Source organism: Pseudomonas sp. 25 R 14 (genome assembly GCF_900004755.1).
Classification (GTDB): Bacteria; Pseudomonadota; Gammaproteobacteria; order Pseudomonadales; family Pseudomonadaceae; genus Aquipseudomonas; species Aquipseudomonas brenneri.
In genome coordinates this window covers 1-19,145 of sequence record NZ_CVTS01000046.1, presented here as the reverse complement: position 1 = coordinate 19,145, position 19,145 = coordinate 1, and the positions used below count along the sequence as shown (strand labels likewise).

General features: G+C 62.3%; 24 protein-coding genes. 3 read left to right on the top strand and 21 right to left on the bottom strand.

The genetic code is table 11. The features are described 5' to 3' along the window. From phnF to phnC, 4 genes are read right to left on the bottom strand one after another with little or no spacing between them, the layout of a single operon-like run. Positions 1-705, bottom strand: a complete 705-nt coding sequence (phnF, locus tag BFQ03_RS15435) for a phosphonate metabolism transcriptional regulator PhnF (protein WP_166647836.1) — start codon at positions 703-705, stop codon at positions 1-3. Positions 706-740: 35 nt separating this feature from the next. Beyond that, positions 741-1,523: a phosphonate ABC transporter, permease protein PhnE gene (phnE, locus tag BFQ03_RS15430; RefSeq protein WP_032859104.1), complete on the bottom strand. Its 783-nt coding sequence runs from the start codon at positions 1,521-1,523 to the stop codon at positions 741-743. Positions 1,524-1,581: 58 nt separating this feature from the next. After that, positions 1,582-2,583: a phosphonate ABC transporter substrate-binding protein gene (phnD, locus tag BFQ03_RS15425; protein WP_032859102.1), complete on the bottom strand. Its 1,002-nt coding sequence runs from the start codon at positions 2,581-2,583 to the stop codon at positions 1,582-1,584. Between the two features lie 32 nt (positions 2,584-2,615). Continuing rightward, the gene (gene phnC / locus BFQ03_RS15420; RefSeq protein ID WP_032859101.1) at positions 2,616-3,449 is read right to left on the bottom strand and encodes a phosphonate ABC transporter ATP-binding protein; all 834 of its coding nucleotides are present in this window, start codon (positions 3,447-3,449) and stop codon (positions 2,616-2,618) included. A gap of 610 nt (positions 3,450-4,059) precedes the next feature. Between phnC and BFQ03_RS15415 the strand changes: the two genes are divergently transcribed. Continuing rightward, positions 4,060-4,389, top strand: coding sequence for a DUF6124 family protein (locus BFQ03_RS15415; protein ID WP_065943501.1), 330 nt, complete (start codon positions 4,060-4,062; stop codon positions 4,387-4,389). A 188-nt stretch (positions 4,390-4,577) separates the two neighbouring features. On the opposite strand, the gene BFQ03_RS15410 is transcribed toward BFQ03_RS15415, so the two are convergent. The 10 genes from BFQ03_RS15410 to ccmA all read right to left on the bottom strand — a co-directional run bounded on the left by BFQ03_RS15410 (position 4,578) and on the right by ccmA (position 11,935). Next, entirely contained in the window at positions 4,578-4,973 is a 396-nt protein-coding gene (locus BFQ03_RS15410; protein WP_065943500.1) for a hypothetical protein, read from the bottom strand. Positions 4,974-4,989: 16 nt separating this feature from the next. Beyond that, positions 4,990-6,183 (bottom strand): c-type cytochrome biogenesis protein CcmI, encoded by a 1,194-nt coding sequence (gene ccmI, locus BFQ03_RS15405; RefSeq protein WP_065943499.1) that lies wholly within the window; start codon positions 6,181-6,183, stop codon positions 4,990-4,992. Next, positions 6,176-6,649 carry a cytochrome c-type biogenesis protein gene (locus tag BFQ03_RS15400; RefSeq protein WP_032859095.1) on the bottom strand — a complete coding sequence of 158 codons (474 nt, stop codon included), beginning with the start codon at positions 6,647-6,649 and terminating at the stop codon, positions 6,176-6,178. Before BFQ03_RS15400 ends, ccmI begins: the two co-directional genes overlap by 8 nt. Next, positions 6,646-7,182 (bottom strand): DsbE family thiol:disulfide interchange protein, encoded by a 537-nt coding sequence (locus BFQ03_RS15395; protein WP_032859094.1) that lies wholly within the window; start codon positions 7,180-7,182, stop codon positions 6,646-6,648. Before BFQ03_RS15395 ends, BFQ03_RS15400 begins: the two co-directional genes overlap by 4 nt. Then, a complete protein-coding gene (locus tag BFQ03_RS15390) occupies positions 7,179-9,167 on the bottom strand; it encodes a heme lyase CcmF/NrfE family subunit (RefSeq protein ID WP_032859092.1) in 1,989 nt (662 codons plus the stop codon). Before BFQ03_RS15390 ends, BFQ03_RS15395 begins: the two co-directional genes overlap by 4 nt. 3 nt (positions 9,168-9,170) lie before the next feature. Then, positions 9,171-9,626: a cytochrome c maturation protein CcmE gene (gene ccmE / locus BFQ03_RS15385; protein ID WP_032859090.1), complete on the bottom strand. Its 456-nt coding sequence runs from the start codon at positions 9,624-9,626 to the stop codon at positions 9,171-9,173. Then, positions 9,623-9,799, bottom strand: coding sequence for a heme exporter protein CcmD (ccmD, locus tag BFQ03_RS15380; RefSeq protein WP_032859088.1), 177 nt, complete (start codon positions 9,797-9,799; stop codon positions 9,623-9,625). The genes ccmE and ccmD overlap by 4 nt, the downstream gene beginning before the upstream one ends. Further along, on the bottom strand, positions 9,796-10,551 hold the full coding sequence (locus tag BFQ03_RS15375; RefSeq protein ID WP_032859086.1) for a heme ABC transporter permease: 756 nt from the start codon (positions 10,549-10,551) through the stop codon (positions 9,796-9,798). Before BFQ03_RS15375 ends, ccmD begins: the two co-directional genes overlap by 4 nt. A gap of 83 nt (positions 10,552-10,634) precedes the next feature. Further along, positions 10,635-11,303 carry a heme exporter protein CcmB gene (gene ccmB / locus BFQ03_RS15370; RefSeq protein ID WP_032859085.1) on the bottom strand — a complete coding sequence of 223 codons (669 nt, stop codon included), beginning with the start codon at positions 11,301-11,303 and terminating at the stop codon, positions 10,635-10,637. Next, the gene (gene ccmA / locus BFQ03_RS15365; RefSeq protein ID WP_065943498.1) at positions 11,300-11,935 is read right to left on the bottom strand and encodes a cytochrome c biogenesis heme-transporting ATPase CcmA; all 636 of its coding nucleotides are present in this window, start codon (positions 11,933-11,935) and stop codon (positions 11,300-11,302) included. The genes ccmB and ccmA overlap by 4 nt, the downstream gene beginning before the upstream one ends. A 197-nt stretch (positions 11,936-12,132) precedes the next feature. On the opposite strand from ccmA, the gene BFQ03_RS15360 reads away from it, so the two are divergent. Next, positions 12,133-13,710 carry a flagellar hook-length control protein FliK gene (locus BFQ03_RS15360; RefSeq protein ID WP_065943497.1) on the top strand — a complete coding sequence of 526 codons (1,578 nt, stop codon included), beginning with the start codon at positions 12,133-12,135 and terminating at the stop codon, positions 13,708-13,710. Beyond that, positions 13,707-14,036, top strand: coding sequence for an EscU/YscU/HrcU family type III secretion system export apparatus switch protein (locus tag BFQ03_RS15355; RefSeq protein WP_032859079.1), 330 nt, complete (start codon positions 13,707-13,709; stop codon positions 14,034-14,036). Before BFQ03_RS15360 ends, BFQ03_RS15355 begins: the two co-directional genes overlap by 4 nt. Before the next feature lie 73 nt (positions 14,037-14,109). Here BFQ03_RS15355 and BFQ03_RS15350 read toward each other — a convergent pair whose 3' ends face one another. The 7 genes from BFQ03_RS15350 to BFQ03_RS15320 form a co-directional block, all read right to left on the bottom strand. Further along, complete coding sequence (locus tag BFQ03_RS15350) at positions 14,110-14,502, bottom strand: DUF2802 domain-containing protein (RefSeq protein ID WP_032859078.1); 393 nt, start codon at positions 14,500-14,502, stop codon at positions 14,110-14,112. Further along, positions 14,503-14,985 carry a chemotaxis protein CheW gene (locus BFQ03_RS15345; RefSeq protein WP_032859076.1) on the bottom strand — a complete coding sequence of 161 codons (483 nt, stop codon included), beginning with the start codon at positions 14,983-14,985 and terminating at the stop codon, positions 14,503-14,505. 75 nt (positions 14,986-15,060) lie between these two features. After that, entirely contained in the window at positions 15,061-15,873 is an 813-nt protein-coding gene (locus BFQ03_RS15340; protein WP_032859074.1) for a CheW domain-containing protein, read from the bottom strand. A gap of 84 nt (positions 15,874-15,957) precedes the next feature. Further along, positions 15,958-16,746 carry a ParA family protein gene (locus BFQ03_RS15335; protein ID WP_032859072.1) on the bottom strand — a complete coding sequence of 263 codons (789 nt, stop codon included), beginning with the start codon at positions 16,744-16,746 and terminating at the stop codon, positions 15,958-15,960. 51 nt (positions 16,747-16,797) lie between these two features. Next, positions 16,798-17,685 carry a flagellar motor protein MotD gene (motD, locus tag BFQ03_RS15330; protein WP_065943496.1) on the bottom strand — a complete coding sequence of 296 codons (888 nt, stop codon included), beginning with the start codon at positions 17,683-17,685 and terminating at the stop codon, positions 16,798-16,800. Positions 17,686-17,842: 157 nt separating this feature from the next. Further along, positions 17,843-18,583: a flagellar motor protein gene (locus BFQ03_RS15325; RefSeq protein WP_032859068.1), complete on the bottom strand. Its 741-nt coding sequence runs from the start codon at positions 18,581-18,583 to the stop codon at positions 17,843-17,845. Further along, a partial coding sequence (locus BFQ03_RS15320; protein ID WP_275656699.1) for a chemotaxis protein CheB occupies positions 18,583-19,145 on the bottom strand: 563 nt, incomplete at its 5' end. The genes BFQ03_RS15325 and BFQ03_RS15320, both read right to left, overlap by 1 nt.

Genomic DNA, 19,145 nt, shown 5'->3' with positions numbered 1-19,145 from the left:
TCAGGTCAGCACCTGGTACTGGAAGCGATCCGAACGGCTGGTGGACTGCGCCAGCTCCACCGGGCGGCCATCGCGATCGCGGGAAAGGGTGAATACGGTCAAGGCTGGCAAGTGCCGGGGCATCATCAGCAGCGCGGCTTCATCACGGTTGGGCAGGCGCGCACCGATCAGGCTCTGGGTGCGGGTCAGCGGCAGGTCGCGCTCGCGCAGGTATTGACGCAGGGAGCCGCCGTTGTAGTCCGCCAGCAGCGGCGCATGGCTGGCGCAGTAGCGATGGCGGATCAGGCTGACCGGCTGCTGGTCGAGTTTGCGCAGGGTTTGCAGCTCGATCATCGGCGCCATCTCGGCGATCCCCAGGTGCTGCGCTTCGTCACGGCTGGCGTAGCAATAACGGCGCTTGAGCAACAGCGCCTGCACCCCGTGGCCCTGGGCCGACAGCGATTGGCTGTAGGCAGTGTCGGCACCCATCGGGTAGATCAGCGGCCGGTCCAGCACTTGCGTGCCCTTGCCCTGCTGACGCAGCAGGCTGCCTTCGAACACCAACTCATCAATGGCCCGACGCAGCGTGTGGCGGTTGACGCCAAAACGTTCGGCCAATTGCACCTCGCCCGGCAGGAAGTCACCGGCCTGGTAGTCGCTGAGTTCGCGACGCAGGATATCGGCGAGTTCGCGGTACACCGGCTCATCTTGTCTAGACAACTGCATGCTTTAAAAAAGCGCCCTCAGGCACCCCTCCGAAGTCAGATAAACCGCTTGCGCAGGCGTTGGGACAGCACGTCGATCAGGCTCACGACCACGATGATCACCAGCAGCACCGCGCAGGTCTGGACGAACTGGAAGGCGCGGATGTTCTCCCACAGGATCACCCCGATCCCGCCGGCGCCGACCATGCCCACCACCGTTGCCGAGCGCACATTGGCTTCGAAGCGGTAGAGCGCGTAGCTCACCCACAGCGGCATCACTTGCGGGATCACGCCGTAGATCACTTCCTGCAAGGCACTGGCACCGGTGGCGCGCACCCCTTCCACCGGGCCTGGGTCGATAGCCTCGACCGCTTCGGCAAACAACTTGGCAAGGACCCCGGTGGTGCTGATCCACAAGGCCAGGACGCCGGCAAACGGACCCAGGCCGACCGCCACCACGAACAACATGGCGAACACCATTTCGTTGATCGAACGGAAGGCATCCATCACCCGGCGCAGCGGCTGGTGAATCCACCATGGGGTGATGTTGTCGGCGCAGAGGATGCCCAGGGGCACCGAGCAGACAATCGCCAGTACCGTGCCCCAGAGGGCGATTTGCACGGTGACGATCATCTCCTTGAGGTAAGAGCGCCATTCATGGAAGTCCGGCGGGAAGAAGTCGGCGGCGAAGGTCGCCATGTTTCCCGAGTCGCGATACAGCGCCAGCGGGTTCATCTCGGCGCCCTTCCAGGCCCAGGCCAGCAGCACCAGGAACAGGCCCCAGCCGAGGTATTGCGGCCAGGTGCGCTTGCCGACGGCTTCAGCGTGCAACGTAGTCATGGGTCACTCTCGATGATTGTAGGAACTGGGCCCCTGTGGGAGCCCGCTCCACAGGGGGTTAGCTGTTGGCGGCGGTTTTCTTGTCCAGCTCGGTCAGGCGCTGTTGCAGCTTGGCCAGGTCAGCATCGATCTCTGCCAGTTTCTTGGCCTTGTCGGCTTCGGCCAGCTTGCTGTCGGCGCTGATGGTGGTGCGCTGCTTGAACAGCTCCAGTTGGCGGATCGGCAGCAACTGGTCGTCGTTGGAAGCGAGGAACTTGCCCAGTTGCATGTTCTTGAGTACCGCCTTCTCTTCATCGGTGTTGCCGTAGTTGAAGATGAAGTCGCGGATCTTGGTTTTCTCGCTGTCGGTCAACGCCTTGCTCCACACCAGCGGGTCGGCGGGGATCAGCGGCGACTTCCAGATCACCTTGAGTTGCGCGGCCTTGTCCGGCTGGGTGACCTCCAGGCGGTCCCAGCTTTCGGTGTTGAAGGTGGCCACGTCCAACTGCCCCTTGGCCACGCTCAGTGCGTTGACTTCATGGCTGGAGTTGAGCGTGCGCTTGAAGGCGGTGGCCGCGTCCACATTGTTCTTGGCGAACACGTAGTAGCCCGGCACCAGATAGCCCGAGGTGGAGTTCGGGTCGCCGTTGCCAAAGGTCAGGTTCTTGGCGTTCTTGAGCATGTCTTCAACGGAGTTGAGGGGGCTGTCCTTGCGCACGATCAACAGGCTCCAGTAACCAGCGGCACCGTTGGCGGCGGCGGTCTGGGCGAAGATCTCGCCGTTGGAGCGGTCCACCGCTTCCATTGCCGCCTTGTTGCCGAGCCAGGCCACATCGACCTTGTTGAAACGCATGCCCTGGATCAGGCCGGCGTAGTCGGAGGCGAAAGTGGCGTTGATGGTCAGGCCGGTCTTCTTGTGCATGTCATCCAGAAATGGCTGCCAGATGCTCTTGAGGTTCTGCGAAGACTCGGTGGACATGATGCCGAAGTTGATCGCCTTGTCGGCAGCCTGGGCATTGCCCATGGCGACGCTGGCCAACAACACCGCAGACAGAAAAACATGACCGATACGGTTCAACATGGAACAGGCTCCTGTGGCTCGTGAGTAAGGGTTCAAGCGCGTGCCAGGGCCAGCCGTTGGGGCAGCTCGGCGTGGCGGGACTGGTCGCAAATCATCAGGCTGGCGTCGACATCGGCACCGTACAGATCGTTGAGGAACTGGCTGCTCATCGCGCTACCCTGCCCGTCGAAATGAATGCGCCCACCCTTGAGCGCCACGGCACGCGGGCAATAACGCATGGCGTAATCGACTTGATGCAGGGTCACCACCACGGTCTTACCGTCACGGCGATTGATGTCGGCGAGGATTTCCATGACCTTGCGCGCCGACTCCGGATCGAGTGAGGCGATGGGTTCATCGGCGAGGATCACTTCGGCACGCTGGGTCAACGCCCGGGCAATCGCCACGCGTTGCTGCTGGCCGCCAGACAAGGTGGAGGCGCGTTGCTGGGCCAGGTCCGCCAGGCCGACCCGCGCCAGGGATTGCATGGCACATTGCTTTTCCTCGGCATTGAACAACCCGAGGCTGCCGCGCCAGCGCGGCATGCGGCCCAGGCAACCGAGCAGCACGTTGTCGATCACACTCAGGCGATTGACCAGGTTGAACTGCTGGAAGATATAGCCGATATCTGCCCGCAACCTGCGCACCTTGCCATTCAACCGCCCACTGGCCTGCACCTCCCGGCCCAGCACCTTGACGCTGCCGCCATTGCCCTTGTCGCAACAGGCCAGGCCCGCCAAATGGCGCAACAACGTGGACTTGCCGGAACCGGACGCACCAATCAGCGCGACCATCTCACCCGTGGCGATGGTGAGTTCGAGGTCGACCAGTGCGGTTTTCTTCGCAAAGGTCTTGTTCAGGTGATCGACATGGATAGCGGGAGTCATGGGCTTCTCTGTCTTGGTTTGAACAGCCTTCCATGGCTGTGTTTGAGTTCAAACGACAGTAGGCGCGGCAGGTGTCAGACCTATGACTTGCACATGACGGGAGGGGGACGGTTTGGTTAAGGTTTTGTGAAAGGTTGGAATGACGCAGGCACGTGTTTCTTGAAGCCGCCGCCCCCTTGTGGGAGCGGGCTTGCTCGCGAAAGCGGTGAGTCAGTCGCTGGATGTGTTGAATGACACACCGCATTCGCGAGCAAGCCCGCTCCCACATTTTGATTGGATTTCAAGTCAAAAGGTTGGGATAGCTGAAGGGCTTTTCCAATGCACCATATATGCGGCTTTTCCTACGACCTCTGTGGCTTGCAGTTGTTATAACGCATCGTTAGCCTCTCGCAGTCGCTGCTCATCAGCGATCGGGTTTGGTCGCCCGGGTTAGAATGGCGCACAGTGCCGCGCGAGCGGCATTATTGTGTTCGCGTTATGGCGAACTGTGCGTGGGAGGGCTTAGGCCCTGCCGGGTTTCCATTCCCTGGTCGACCAACCTGCGTACAGCTCGCCACCTTTCTGCTTGGTCGCGGATGTGGTGAGCTCCAATTGAATGGAGATTTACTGCATGAAAAAAGTCACGCCTAGCCCGCCCTACTCCCTGAACGACAGCAAACTCCACGAAGCCGCCCAACGCGCGTTCAAGCATTACGAACTGCATTCGCAGCCTGTCTGTACCCCATCAGAAAAGCTCTTCACCGTACGTGCCGGCCTCAGCACCGAAGAAGCGTTAAGCAACGCCTGTGAAATTCTCGAGTCGGCGGCGGCCAGTGCATACGACTGCACCGAGCATCTTGAAGGCTCCAGCCGTAAGCAAGTACTGGCGGTGGTGCAGTTGATCGAGATCGCGCAGTTGTTGGTGGACGCAGCGTTGCACCGGGAATGCCCAGCGGCCTGATGACCAAGCGAGTCCCTGTAGGAGCTGGCTTGCCAGCGATGGACATCAACGATGACGCGGGCATTCAGGATGACCGCAGCGTCTGGGAGTTTTTCGCTGGCAAGCCAGCTCCTACAGTAGAAGGGTGATGGCATGGGTAGCGGTGTTCCAGGCGGGAAAGAAAAAGGCGACCCGAAGGTCGCCTTTTGTCATTGCGCGTAGTGCTTACTCAACCCCGGCGGTACACCCTGCACATTGGTCTCTTCCCATGGCCCGTTCGGGCTGATGGAGCGGCTCCAGCCGTTGCTCCAGCGGTAGTAGGTGCGCTGGCGGTAGAAAGTGTCCGGTTGTTCGTCCAGCACGTAGACGCCCATCTTGCCGTCCCAGTGGCTGGCAGCGCCCGGGGGCGGAGCGAAGGTGGGAGAGGAAGTAGGCAGTGCTTTGGGTGGGGCGGTGACCGGGCCGGAAGGTTTGGTCACCGGTTTGGTCGACGGACCCGACGGTGGAATGGTCGGGCCCGTAGGGGCAGGAGGTGGCCGGTGGACCGCGCAAGCACTCAGGCCCAATACCAGGCTGAGCAGGGTGATACGAGCGATGGCGGTCATGGGGGTTTCCTCGAAATTATTTGTCCGGACTGTCGATGGTCAACTGCTGGGTCGCGGTGGTGCTGCTGGCCAGGGGTTGACTGCGCCCGATCCACTCGCCGGCAGTCGGTTGACCGGCCCGTGAAATGCGCGCAACCAGTTGGACTTCGGGAAAGTTGGACAGTTTCAACTGCGGCATCATCGCGTCGGCATCGCCCAGTTCGACGGTCACCGGCAGGTCAGCCACGGTGACGCGCTTGGCGGCCAGTGGCGCGGGCGGGCCGGAAACGGCACGGGCGAAGATGAAGACGCTGTCAGTCGGCAGAGCGCGGGCTTTGACGTCGGCCGCCAGGTCCACCCGGACTTTCATCACGGCGGTCTTGGCAGTCGGTGCGACGGTACCGCCGCCCTCTTTCAACTTCTCGGCTGCGCGGTCGATGCCGCCTTGCAGCGCGGCGCGGGAGTTGTCTTTCTCCGGCAACAAGGCCAACAGACGGTTCCAGTAGTCGATGGCTTCCTGGTAACGCTGCCCTTCAAAGGCGGCGATACCCAGCAGGCCGAGGCTGGTGACTTCCTTCGGGTCGAGCTTCAGCGCTTCGTCGGTCAGGGCCTGAAGCTTGGGTGACCACTGTTTGTTGTCGGCAAAATACTGCGCCTGGGCCCACTGCCCGAGCAATTCGGGCTGGCGACCGGCCAGGGCTACGGCGCGCTCGAAGACTTTCGCCGCATCGGCCGAACGGTCCTGGGCCATGTAGGCGCGGCCCAGGAAGTACAGGCCTTCGGCCGAATCCGGTTGCGCCGCAGCCGCCCGTTCCAGGCGCTGGGTCATATCAGCAAGAGACACCGGCGGCTCGGCGAATTCGCGGGTCAGTTCAACCTTGTCGATGGCGCCGTAATGCAGGTACAGCGCAAGGCCCAATACCGGCACCAGCACCGCGGCCAGCAGTGGCAGCGGCTTGCCCAGGCGCGATTCGCGGGGTTTTTCCACGCCTTCGGTATCGGCGAGCAATTCACGGGCAGCTTCGGCGCGGCCGGTGTCGAGTTGCGCCGCGTTGAGCACACCTTCGCTTTGTTGGGTTTGCAGTTCGGCGACACGTTCCTGATACAGCGCGACGTTCAAGGCGGTGCGGTCTTCTTCACGCTGGGCGCGACGTACGCGCAACACCGGGATCAACAGGAAACTCAAGGCAACCAGGAGCAGCAGGCCAGCTGCGAGCCAGAAATCAATCATCAGTTTTTTTGTCCAGCAGTTGGTCGAGGCGTTGGCGCTCTTGGGCAGATAGCGCGTCGGAGCCATCGGTGGGAGCCGCACGGCGACGGCGGACGATCACGGCCATGACCACCAGGCCGCCCAGCAACAGGGCGGCGGGGCCAAACCAGAGCAAAGCGGTCTTGCCGGTCAGCGCCGGCTTGTAGCGCACAAAATCACCGTAGCGATCAACCATGAAGTCGATGATCTGCTGGTTGTCCTTGCCTTCGCCCAACATGCGGAAAATTTCTTTGCGCAGGTCAGCGGCAATCGGCGCGTTGGAGTCGGCGATGTCCTGGTTCTGGCACTTGGGGCAGCGCAGTTCCTTGGTCAATTCGCGGAAACGCTCGCGGTCGCCATCGCGGGCAAATTCATAGGTGTCGATGGCGGCATGGGCCACACCCACCAGCCCCAGCACCAATACAGCGGCGGTCAACCAACGCTTCATGGCTTGGCCTCGTCCACCAGGGCCTGGTACTTGGCCGCCAGTTGTTCGCGCCAGATCACTTCGTCGATCACGCCCACGAACTTGTCGCGGATCACGCCCTTGGCGTCGATAAAGAAGGTTTCCGGGGCACCGTAGACGCCGAGGTTGAGGCCGAGATTGCCGTCTTCATCGCGAATATCCAGCTGGTACGGGTTGTGGAACTCGGCCAGCCACTTCAAGGCCGACGCATTGTCGTCCTTGTAGTTGATGCCATAGATCACCACGCCCTTCTCGGCCAGTTTGTTCAGCACCGGGTGCTCCACGCGGCACGAGATGCACCAGGTGGCCCACACGTTGACCAGCGCCGGCTTGCCGATCAGGTCGGCCTGGGTCAGGGTTTTGTCGCCCTGCACCGTCGGCAGCGAGAACGCCGGGAACGGCTTGCCGATCATCGCCGACGGCAGCTCGGCCGGGTCCAGGGACAGGCCGCGATACAAAAACACCGCAACCACCAAAAACACTGCAAGCGGCAACACCATCAACCAACGCTTCATACCGCAGCTCCCTGCATGCCGAGGGCTTCACGCACCCGGCTCTTGACCTTGACCCGGTAACGCCGGTCCATCGCGGCCAGCAGACCACCAAAACCGGTCAGCAGGCCGCCGAACCAGATCCAGCGCACAAACGGTTTGACGTGTACGCGCACGGCCCAGGCGCCATCGCCCAGCGGTTCGCCCAGGGCCACGTAGAGATCACGGGTGAACCCGGCGTCGATCCCGGCTTCGGTCATCATCGAGCTCTGTACGGTGTACAGGCGTTTTTCCGGGTGCAGCACGGCGATTTGCTTGCCATTGCGCACGACGCGCACGGTGCCTTTGTCGGAGGTGAAGTTCGGCCCTTCGAAGTGCTTGGCGCCTTCAAAGACGAACTGGTAACCGGCCAGGTCCATGGACTCGCCAGGGGCCAGGCGCAGGTCGCGCTCGGCGCTGTTCTGGCTGGACAACACCACGCCCAGGGCGCACACGGCGATGCCGATGTGGGCAATCTGCATGCCCCAGTAGCTGCGGGTCAGGGTCGGCAGGCCTTTGATCAGGCCCTTGTGGCGGGTCTTGTCGAAGATATCGCGCACACCGGCCAGCAGCACCCACGCAGCGAGCATGAAGGTGGCGAGCACCGCCCAGTTGAAATCGCCGTAGGCAATCCCGGCAATCACCGACAAGGCGGCACTGCCCAGCAGCACCGGGGTCAACATGCCCAACAGCCATTTGACCGGGGTGTCTTTCCAGCGCACCAGTACGCCAATGGCCATCACCACCATCAGCAGGCCCATCAACGGGATGAACAGCGCGTTGAAGTACGGCGGGCCGACCGACAGCTTGGCGCCGGTCAGGGCATCGAGTACCAGCGGATACAGGGTGCCCAGCAGGATCATCGAGGCAGCGACTATCAGCACCAGGTTGTTACCCAGCAGCAGGGTTTCCCGCGACCACAGGTTGAAGCCCACGTGGCTCTTGACCACCGGCGCGCGCAGGGCGAACAGCGTCAGCGAACCACCCACCACGCACAGCAGGAAGATCAGGATAAACACACCGCGCTCAGGGTCGGCGGCGAACGCATGCACCGAGGTCAGCACGCCGGAACGTACGAGGAAAGTGCCTAGCAAACTCAGGGAGAAAGCGGCAATGGCCAGCAACACGGTCCAGCTCTTGAACACGCCACGTTTTTCGGTGACGGCCAGGGAGTGGATCAGCGCCGTGCCCACCAGCCAGGGCATGAAGGAGGCGTTTTCCACCGGGTCCCAGAACCACCAGCCGCCCCAGCCGAGTTCATAGTAGGCCCACCACGAGCCCAGGGTGATACCGATACCGAGGAAGGCCCAGGCGACGATGGTCCACGGTCGCGACCAGCGTGCCCAGGCGGCGTCGAGACGCCCGCCGAGCAAGGCCGCGATGGCAAAGGCGAAGGCCACGGAGAAACCCACATAGCCCATGTACAACATAGGCGGGTGGACGATCAGGCCGATATCCTGCAGCAGCGGGTTGAGGTCGCGGCCATCGGTAGGAATCTGCGGCAAGATCCGCTCGAACGGATTGGACGTCATGATCAGGAACAGCAGGAAGCCGATGCTGATCATGCCCATCACCGCCAGCACCCGCGCCAGCATCACTTGCGGCAACTGCCGGGAGAACACCGACACGGCGAAGGTCCAGCCGCCGAGGATCAGGGCCCAGAGCAGCAGGGAACCTTCGTGGGCACCCCAGACGGCGCTGAACTTGTAATACCAGGGCAAGGCGCTGTTGGAGTTGCTGGCGACATAGGCGACGGAAAAGTCGTCGGTCATAAAGGCGTAGGTCAGGCAAGCGAAGGCGAACGCCAGGAACGCGAATTGCCCCCAGGCGGCCGGCTGCGCCAGGCTCATCCACAGCCGATCACCACGCCAGGCGCCCAGCAGCGGCACGATGGCCTGGACGATGGCAAAGCACAGGGCGAGGATCATCGCCAACTGGCCCAACTCGGGAATAAACAATGTAGAGGTCATCGCTTAACCCTCCTTGGCTGGGGTTGGCGCGGATTGGCCGCTTTCTTTCAGGGCCTTGGTCACTTCCGGCGGCATGTATTTTTCATCGTGCTTGGCCAGCACTTCATCGGCCACCACCACGCCCTGGGCGTTGAGCTTGCCGAGGGCGACGATGCCCTGCCCTTCGCGGAACAGGTCCGGGAGGATGCCGCGGTAGGTGATGGTCACGGATTTGTTGAAGTCGGTGACCACGAAGGTCACGTCCAGGGAGTCGCCGGAGCGCTTCAGGGAACCAGCCTCGACCATGCCGCCGGCACGGATGCGCGTGTCTTGCGGCGCTTCGCCATTGGCGATCTGGGTCGGGGTATAGAACAGGTTGATGTTCTGCTGCAAGGCACTCAAGGCCAGGCCCACGGCAATGCCGACGCCCACCAGGATGGCAAGGATGATCAACAGACGCTTTCTACGCAGCGGATTCACTTTTCGGTCTCCCGGCGCAGACGACGCGCCTCTTGTTGCAGGTAACGCTTGCGGGCCAGGATCGGCGCAACAACGTTCAGGGCCAGTACCGCGAGGCTGATGCCATAGGCGGTCCAGACATACAGGCCGTGATGGCCCATGGCGAGAAAATCACTGAAAGAGGCGAAGCTCATCCACGGGCTCCCAGGCTGTTTTGTACTTCGACCTTGACCCAACTGGCGCGGGCTTCACGCTTGAGCACTTCCAGACGCATGCGCATCAGCAGCACCGCGCCGAAAAAGCAGTAGAAGCCCAGGACCATCAGCAGCAACGGCGCCCACATTTCCACGGGCATCGCCGGTTTTTCGGTGAGGGTAAAGGTCGCGCCCTGGTGCAGGGTGTTCCACCACTCCACGGAGTACTTGATGATCGGGATGTTGATCACGCCGACAATCGCCAGCACCGCACAAGCCTTGGCCGCACTCTCACGATTGCTGATGGCATTGCCCAGGGCAATCAGACCGAAGTACAGAAACAGCAGGATCAACATGGACGTTAGTCGCGCATCCCAGACCCACCACGAACCCCAGGTTGGCTTGCCCCAGATCGCCCCGGTCAGCAGCGCCACAGCCGTCATCCACGCACCAATGGGCGCCGCGCATTGCAGGGCGACGTCGGCCAGCTTCATCTTCCACACCAGCCCGACGATGCCGCACACCGCCAGCATCACGTAGCAGGACTGGGCCAGCAGCGCGGCAGGAACATGGATATAGATGATGCGAAAGCTATTGCCCTGCTGGTAGTCCGGCGGCGCGAAGGCCAGGCCCCAGACCAGGCCGATACCGATCAGCAGGAAGGCGGCGATGGCGAGCCAGGGCAGCATTTTGCCGCTGATGCCATAGAACCACTTGGGCGAGCCGAGCTTGTGAAACCAGGTCCAGTTCATTGCTGTTTCCATCACGGTTGCTTCTTGTCGTGGCAAGAAGCTTAGGGTCTTTACTGACTAAGACAACGCCTAGTCAGACCTCATTATTCGCCGACGCTGATCTTCAGGCCGGCCGCTATAGCAAACGGTGTCAGGGTTACCGCCAGGGCGGTCAGGCTGCCAAGCCACAAGAGGTAACCGGTCGCCGGCATCCCCATGAGCGCGGCTTGCAAGGCACCGCTGCCCAGGATCAACACCGGGATATACAAAGGCAAAATCAGCAAGGCCAGCAACAGCCCACCACGTTTCAAGCCGACGGTCAGTGCCGCACCCACCGCCCCCAGCAGGCTCAGCACCGGGGTACCTAGCAACAACGAGGCCAGCAACACCGGCAGGCATTCGGCAGGCAAGCCCAACATCATCGCCAGCAGCGGCGCCAGCAGGACCAGCGCCAGGCCGGAGAAGGCCCAGTGTGCCAGTACCTTGGCCAGTACCAGAAGAGGCAGGGGGTGCGACGAAAGGACCCACTGTTCGAGGGAACCATCTTCAAAATCACTGCGAAACAGCCCGTCCAGCGAGAGCAGGACGGACAAAAGTGCCGCGACCCACACCAGTCCCGGAGACAAGGTTTGCAACAGTTTAGTCTCGGGACCGACCGCCAAAGGGAACAGGGCGATGACAATCGCGAAGAACACCAGCGGGTTGGCCAACTCAGCCGGGCGCCGACACAACAAACGCGCTTCGCGAGCGACCAACAGGGCAAATACACTCATACCGACCACCGTGCCAGATCCAGCTCACGGTAACCGGCGGGCATGCGGGTCAAGGTGTGGTGGGTGGTGAGGGCGATCATGCCGCCTTGTTCGCAGTGCTTTGCCAGATGTTCTTCAAGTTGCGCCACACCTTGTTTGTCGAGGGCGGTGAAGGGTTCGTCGAGGATCCACAGCGGCGGGCCCGGCAGATACAGGCGGGCCAGGGCCACGCGGCGTTGCTGGCCGGCCGACAGGGTGTGACACGGCACATCTTCAAAGCCCTTGAGGCCCACGGCGGCCAGGGCCTGCCAGATTGAATCGCGCGCGGCCGGGTGATGCAGGGCGCTGAGCCAACTGAGGTTTTCTTCAGGCGTCAGCACATCCTTGATGCCGGCGGCGTGGCCAATCCACACCAGGTTGCGCGCCAGCTCCGTACGTTGCTCGTGCAGGGGCTTGCCGTTGAGGCGTACCTGGCCCGCCGTCGGCTGCATCAAGCCAGCCAGCAGGCGCAGCAGACTGGTCTTGCCGCTGCCGTTGGGCCCACTGATCTGCACCATGTCGCCGCCCGCCAGACGCAGTTCGAGATGTTCGAACAGCATCCGCAGGTCTCGCTCACAGGCAAGCGCAACGGCTTCAAGTAGTGGACTGGTCACAAGATCGCGGGCCTTTACGGTTCAAGTCGGCGGTGGAACGGCCGTTAAAGAGATGCAGAATAAACGCATTGGCGGCCTGTTTTAGAGAGCTGGATCAATCAGTTGTGATGTTTTTGCGCCGCTCTTTGCAGACGGGCGGCATTATACATGCGATGCCCTACTCTAAAGAGGGCAATTTCCTTGAGACGGCGGCCACGATGAGCGGTGACATCAACCTTCCGATCCTTCCCCCAGCACCCGCTACCGGGCCCAGGCCTGCGCCTGCGGTGGGTGAGTTGCTGAAACTGCTGGAACCCCAGACAGGGTTGATCGATGCAGGGAAAACCGTGAACGCCGAAGTCTTGGCGCTCAAACAAGGCGGTGAAGCCTTTCAGCTGCTGCTCAAGTTGACCCTGGAAGGTGGCCGGCAAACCCTGGTGCAGGCCGCCAGCAGTCAACCGTTGCCCCTGGGCAGCAACGTGGCGGTGAGCCAGACGGCTTCGGGCGACCTGGCGATCAGCCTGCAACAGGCCTTGAGTGCCAATGTCGCGGCCCTGACCCGTATCGACACAAACCAGTTGCCGGTGGGCACGTTGTTGCAAGCCAAGGTGCTGACCTCGCAGATGCTGCCCCAGGGCGCCGGGCAGCCGGCGCTGTACCGCTCGCTGGTATCGGTGCTCAACAACGCGTTGAGCGGCACGACCCTGACCCTGGAAAGCCCGCAGCCGCTGCGCATCGGCAGTTTGCTCAGTGCCGTGGTCCAGGGCGCACAGGCCCTGGACTTCGTGCCCTTGAGCGGACGCCAGGATCAACTGGCGATCAGCCAGCAGCTTGCAACCCAGCAAAGCCGCCAGGGCTCGCTGGAAGGTTTGCTCAACGCCCTGCAAAACCTGCCGCGCAATGCCGAACTGCCAGCGGATCTGCGCGCCGCCGTGGAACGGGTACTGGCCGGGATGCCGGACCTGACCCAGGTCAGCAACCCCAAGGTCCTCGCACAGTTGCTGCACAACAGTGGCGCGCTCCTCGAAGCCAAACTGCTGGCCGGGCAAAACCCGCTGATCCCGCCCTTGGACATGAAGGGCAGCCTGCTACGCCTGGTGGCCGAACTGATGCCCGCCCTGCCCGCCAGCACCAACCTCAATGCAATCCTGGCCGCCAACACCTTGGCGCAGATGCTGCCCAGCTTCGTGCGCAGCCCCCTGGGCACCCTCGGCCAGGTGGGCGCCCGCACCGCGCCGGGCGGTTTCCCGCTGCCGGAGCGTCTGTTGCAGCGCCTGGACGGTGAAAACAGCCTGGAAAACCTGCTGCGCCTGGCCGCCGCTGCCATCTCGCGCTTGCAGAGCCATCAACTGTCGAGCCTGGAACAGACCGGCACCACCGCCGATGGTCGCCTGCAAACCACCTGGCAGATGGAAATCCCCCTGCGCACCTTGCAGGACATCGTGCCGTTGCAGGTCAAGTTCCAGCGCGAAGAACCGGCGCCGGACAAGGACGAACCCGAGCGCAAGATCGAGCGCGACGCGAAAAAGATGCTGTGGCGCGTGGAACTGGCCTTCGACATGGAGCCCCTGGGCCCGTTGCAGGTCCAGGCACAACTGAGCGAGGGCAAACTCTCCAGCCAGCTGTGGGCCTCCCGCCCCTTCACCGCCAGCCTGATCGAAAGCCACCTGGGCAGCCTGCGCGAGCGCCTGGTGTCATCGGGCCTCAACGTCGGCGACATCGACTGCCACCTCGGCACCCCGCCACGCGGGCCAAAGACCGGGCTTGAACAACGCTGGGTGGATGAAACCGCATGAAAAATCCCAACCCGCCACGCCAGGCCATAGCCCTCAAATACGACGGCAAGGCCGCCCCCGCCCTGACCGCCAAAGGCGACGACGCCCTGGCCGAAGCCATCCTCAAATTGGCGCGGGAACATGAAGTACCGATTTATGAAAACGCCGAATTGGTGAAATTGCTGGCGCGCATGGAACTGGGCGACAGCATCCCGGAAGAGTTGTACCGGACCATTGCCGAGATTATTGCCTTCGCCTGGACGTTGAAGGGCAAGTTCCCGGTGGGCTATGACCCTCAGGCTGAGCCGACTGAGCGGGATGTGACCGCGCGCGGGGATGATTACTGAAACCCAGCAGGTGTACCCCAATCAAAAATGTGGGAGCGGGCTTGCCCGCTCCCACATTGGAACTGCGGCAAGCTCAGCTTTTGTGCAACTTGCTCATCAACTGCGCCTCGGCCTGGGTCAGGCCGCAGGATTGGGTCAGTTCGTCCACCGTGGCACCCATGCCTACCAGCTTGGCCGCCTGGGCAAAGGACAGGTTGGCCGGGTCACGCTGTTCCAGCGCCGACAATTTGTCGGGTAACGGAGCGAGGATGGCGCGCAGTTCATGCACGTCCTCCCCTACCCGCACGGCGCTTTGCTGGTAGTTGTCGACGCGCTTGGCCATCTCGCGCAGGCGCTGGTCGCGCACGGCATCGCGCTCGGCCTGTTGCAGCGCCAATTCGCGTTGCTGGCGCATATGGCGCAGCAACACCACCAGAGTCCCGACCCACAGCAGGGCCAGGACGATTACCGCTACCTCAAGCATCAATCAGATGTTCTCCAGGTCCGACCACTCTTCTTCGCTCATCATCTTGTCCAGCTCAACCAGAATCAGCAGCTCGCCGTTCTTGTTGCACACGCCCTGGATGAACTTGGCCGACTCTTCGTTGCCGACATTCGGCGCAGTCTCGACTTCCGACTGACGCAGGTAAACCACTTCGGCGACGCTGTCGACCATGATCCCGACCACTTGCTTGTCGGCTTCGATGATGACGATACGGGTGTTGTCGTTGACTTCAGTCGGCATCAGGCCAAAGCGCTGGCGGGTGTCGATCACCGTCACCACGTTGCCACGCAGGTTGATGATGCCCAGTACGTAGCTCGGCGCACCCGGTACCGGGGCGATCTCGGTGTAGCGCAATACTTCCTGCACGCGCATCACGTTGATGCCGTAGGACTCGTTGTCCAGCTTGAAGGTCACCCATTGCAGAATCGGATCATCCAAACCCTGTGCGGACGCTGACTTGTTCATACCCCTGACCCCTTCAAATACCGTTGAGCACGGCGTGTGTTCTTCTTGGGCAGCGCCGTGGCGCTGCGTCTTTTATCAAGTACGTTTGTTACCTGGCAGATCCTTTACCGCGCCGCTGGCAATCAGCTCCGCCAATTCGGCGACATCCAGCAGCGCGCACATATGTTCAATCACCGTGCCCGCCAGCCATGGCCGCTGGCCCCGGTGGCTGCGCCATTTGATTTCGTTGGGGTCCAGGCGCAACGAACGGCTGACCTGATGCACCGCCAGCCCCCATTCGTAGCCCTGCACCGAAATCACGTATTGCAGGCCCTGGCGGAAATCATCGCGGTAGCGGTCGGGCATCACCCAACGTGCGGTATCCAGCACCTTGAGGTTGCCGGCCTGGCTCGGCAGGATCCCGAGGAACCACTCCGGCTGGCCGAACAACGGTGTCAATTCCTGGCCTTCCAGGGAGTAGATCGAGCCCAGGCACACCAGCGGCACCGCCAGCGTCAGCCCGGCAACGTCGAACAGCAGGCATTCAAACGGCTCGGCGGCCCAGGACGGCCGGCCATCCGTCTCCACCGGTGGCGGTGTAATGCTTGGCGGGCGATGCACCTCGGCCACGGGCGGCACCAGGACCAGGGGCGCAGGCGCCTCCAGGGCCGGGACTTCGACCGCAACCACAACAGGCATCACCACCGCATCGCGGGCCTGCTCTTCCAGGACCGCCAATTGAAACTCATCCAACTGGGTCTCAGGCTCAAGAACAGGCAGCGGTTCGACTTCGTCCAGCACCAGGATCGGTTCGGGCAGTTCTTCCTCGGTGGCATCCTGCAGCAGCGCGTCCAGGTAGGACTGCAACGCCAGCTGCGGGCGGCTCTTGATATCGACTGGACGGCTCATCTGTATGCCCACGCGCAAGCCCCGTTAACCGTGTATTCAAAGGTTATCGGCGCGATGCCCCGTGGACTTGAATGTGTGCTCATCTCATGCCACCTGTGCCACAAGTTGCTGGGCCAGCAGATGCTTGAGCAAGGCCCGGTAAGCCAGGACGCCACGGCTTTTGCCGTCGAACTGCGAAGGTGTGAGACCTGCGCGGCTGGCGTCTCGCAGGCGCGTATCCACCGGGATATAGCCTTGCCAGATGGTCTCTGGATAGGCGTCACGCAATACACGCAAGGTGCCGAGGGAGGCCTGGGTGCGGCGGTCGAACAGAGTCGGCACGATACTGAACGGCAACGCCTGCTTGCGCGAACGGTTGATCATGGTCAGGGTGCTGACCATGCGCTCCAGGCCCTTGACCGCCAGGTGCTCGGTCTGTACCGGGATCACCAGTTGCTGGCTGGCCGCCAGGGCATTGACCATCAGCACGCCGAGCAATGGCGGGCTGTCGATGATTGCGTAGTCAAAGTCCTGCCACAATTGCGCCAGGCTCTTGGCGATCACCAGGCCCAGGCCGCTCTGCCCCGGCGATTGGCGCTCAAGGGTGGCCAGCGCGGTGCTGGAGGGCAACAGCGAAATCTTGTCGTTGCTGGTGGGCAACAACAGTTGCCCGGGCAAGCCTTGGGGGACGCTGCCCTTGTGCAGGAACAGGTCGAAGCAGCTGTGCTCCAGCGCATCGGGGTCATAGCCGAAATAGCTGGTCATCGAGCCGTGGGGATCCAGGTCGACAATGACCACGCGCTTGCCCGCCTCGGCCAGCAAGCCGGCTAAGGCGATGGAGGTGGTGGTCTTGCCGACCCCACCTTTTTGATTGGCAACTGCCCAGACTCTCATTCGGATTGTTCCTCCCGGTGGGCACTGGCTCGACCGAGAAATAGCACGAGGTTATAGAGCCGGTGACGGAGAATTGACGGCACTCCCGCGTTCCGGCGGCTTTACGGGCGTCGGTGCAGTTTGTGTGCCAGCCCGTTTCATTGCTGCATCAGGTTGTGCATTGGCCGCACCCGTCGCGGTCAGGCTGCGGCGTACATCCAGGTTACGCGACACCACCAAGACCACCCGGCGATTGCGCGCGCGGCCTTCGGCCGTCGCATTATTGGCCACCGGCTGGAATTCACCATACCCCACCGACGCCAGGCGCCCAGGGTTTACGCCCTGCATCGCCAACATACGCACGATGCTCGCCGAACGCGCCGACGACAACTCCCAGTTGGTGGGGAATTGTGCGGTATGGATCGGCTGGTCATCGGTAAAGCCTTCGACATGGATCGGGTTGTCGAAGGGTTTCAAAATGGCCGCCACCTTGTCGATGATGCTGAAGGCAATATCGCTGGGCAGGGCATCGGCGCTGGCGAACAGCAGGCTGGAGTTGAGCTCGATCTCCACCCACAGCTCGTTGCCACGAATGGTCATCTGGTTGGAGCTGATCAGGTCGCCAAATGCCGCGCTGATATCGTCGGCGATGCTCTTGAGCGGGTCGCTGCCGCCACTGATGCCGGCGTCGGTCTCTTCACTGTCCTTGACCAGGGGCTTGGCCGGGGTCGTGGTCTTGGGCCGCTCATCGCCAATGGGAATCGGCTTGAGGGCCCGGTCCGAGTCGGTGAATACGCCGACCAGGGCTTCAGAGATGACCTTGTATTTGCCTTCATTGATCGAGGAAATGGAGTACATCACCACGAAAAACGCGAACAGCAAGGTGATGAAGTCGGCGTAGGACACCAGCCAGCGTTCATGGTTGACGTGCTCTTCAGGCTCACGGCGGCGACGGCTCACAGGCAATCCCCCTCGCAACACACATCAACTGTAGGAGCGAGCTTGCTCGCGAAAGTCGCGAACGATAACGCTGGCTGGCAGGTTAAACGCAGCGCTCTCGGGGTTTTCGCGAGCAAGCTCGCTCCTACAGGGAGAGGGAGGCGCATGCTCATGCCCATCAATCCATGAAGCCCTGGAGCTTCAATTCGATGGAACGCGGGTTCTCACCCTCGGCAATCGACAGGATGCCCTCCAGGAGCATTTCCCGGTAACGGGACTGGCGCATGGCAATGGATTTGAGTTTGCTGGCAACCGGCAGCAGCAACAGGTTGGCACTGGCCACGCCGTAGATGGTGGCGACGAATGCCACGGCAATGCCGCTGCCCAGTTGCGAGGGGTCGGCCAGGTTGCCCATTACGTGGATCAGGCCCATGACCGCACCGATGATGCCGATGGTCGGCGCGTAGCCGCCCATGCTTTCAAAGACTTTGGCCGCGTTGATATCGCGGCTTTCCTGGGTGTAGAAGTCCACTTCAAGGATGCTGCGGATGGCTTCCGGCTCCGCGCCGTCGACCAGCAGTTGCAGGCCTTTGCGCGCGTAGCTGTCGGGCTCGGCATCGGCCACGCCTTCGAGGCCCAGCAGGCCTTCCTTGCGCGCGGTGAGGCTCCAGTTGACCACGCGGTCGATGCCGCCGGCCAAGTCCACGCGCGGCGGGAAAATGATCCACACCAGGATCTGCATCGCCCGCTTGAACGAGCTTAAAGGCGACTGCAACAGCGCCGCGCCGACGGTGCCACCGATCACGATCAGCGCCGCCGGACCGTTGGCCAGGGCGCCCAAATGGCCGCCTTCCAGATAGTTGCCGCCAATGATGGCGACAAACGCCAGGAGTATCCCAACCAGGCTCAACACATCCATCAGTGACAGGCCTCCACCAGGTGCTTGCCAATGTCATCCAGGCTGTAGACCGCGTCAGCCAGGTCAGCCTTGACGATGGCCATGGGCATGCCATAGATCACGCAACTGGCTTCATCCTGGGCCCAGATCGAGCTGCCGCCCTGTTTGAGCAGGCGCGCGCCTTCGCGGCCATCGGCGCCCATGCCGGTGAGGACCACCGCCAGAACTTTGTCGCCGTAGGACTTGGCCGCCGAACCGAAGGTGATATCCACGCACGGCTTGTAGTTCAGGCGCTCGTCGCCCGGCAGGATTTTCACCGCGCCGCGACCATCGACCATCATTTGCTTACCACCCGGGGCCAGCAACGCAAGACCCGGGCGCAGGATATCGCCGTCTTCGGCTTCCTTGACGCTGATGCGGCACAGCTTGTCCAACCGCTCGGCAAAGGCCTTGGTGAAGGCCGCGGGCATGTGCTGGACCAGCACGATGGGCGCCGGGAAGTTGGCCGGCAACTGGGTCAAGACGCGCTGCAAAGCCACCGGGCCGCCGGTGGAAGTACCGATCGCCACCAGTTTGTAGGCCT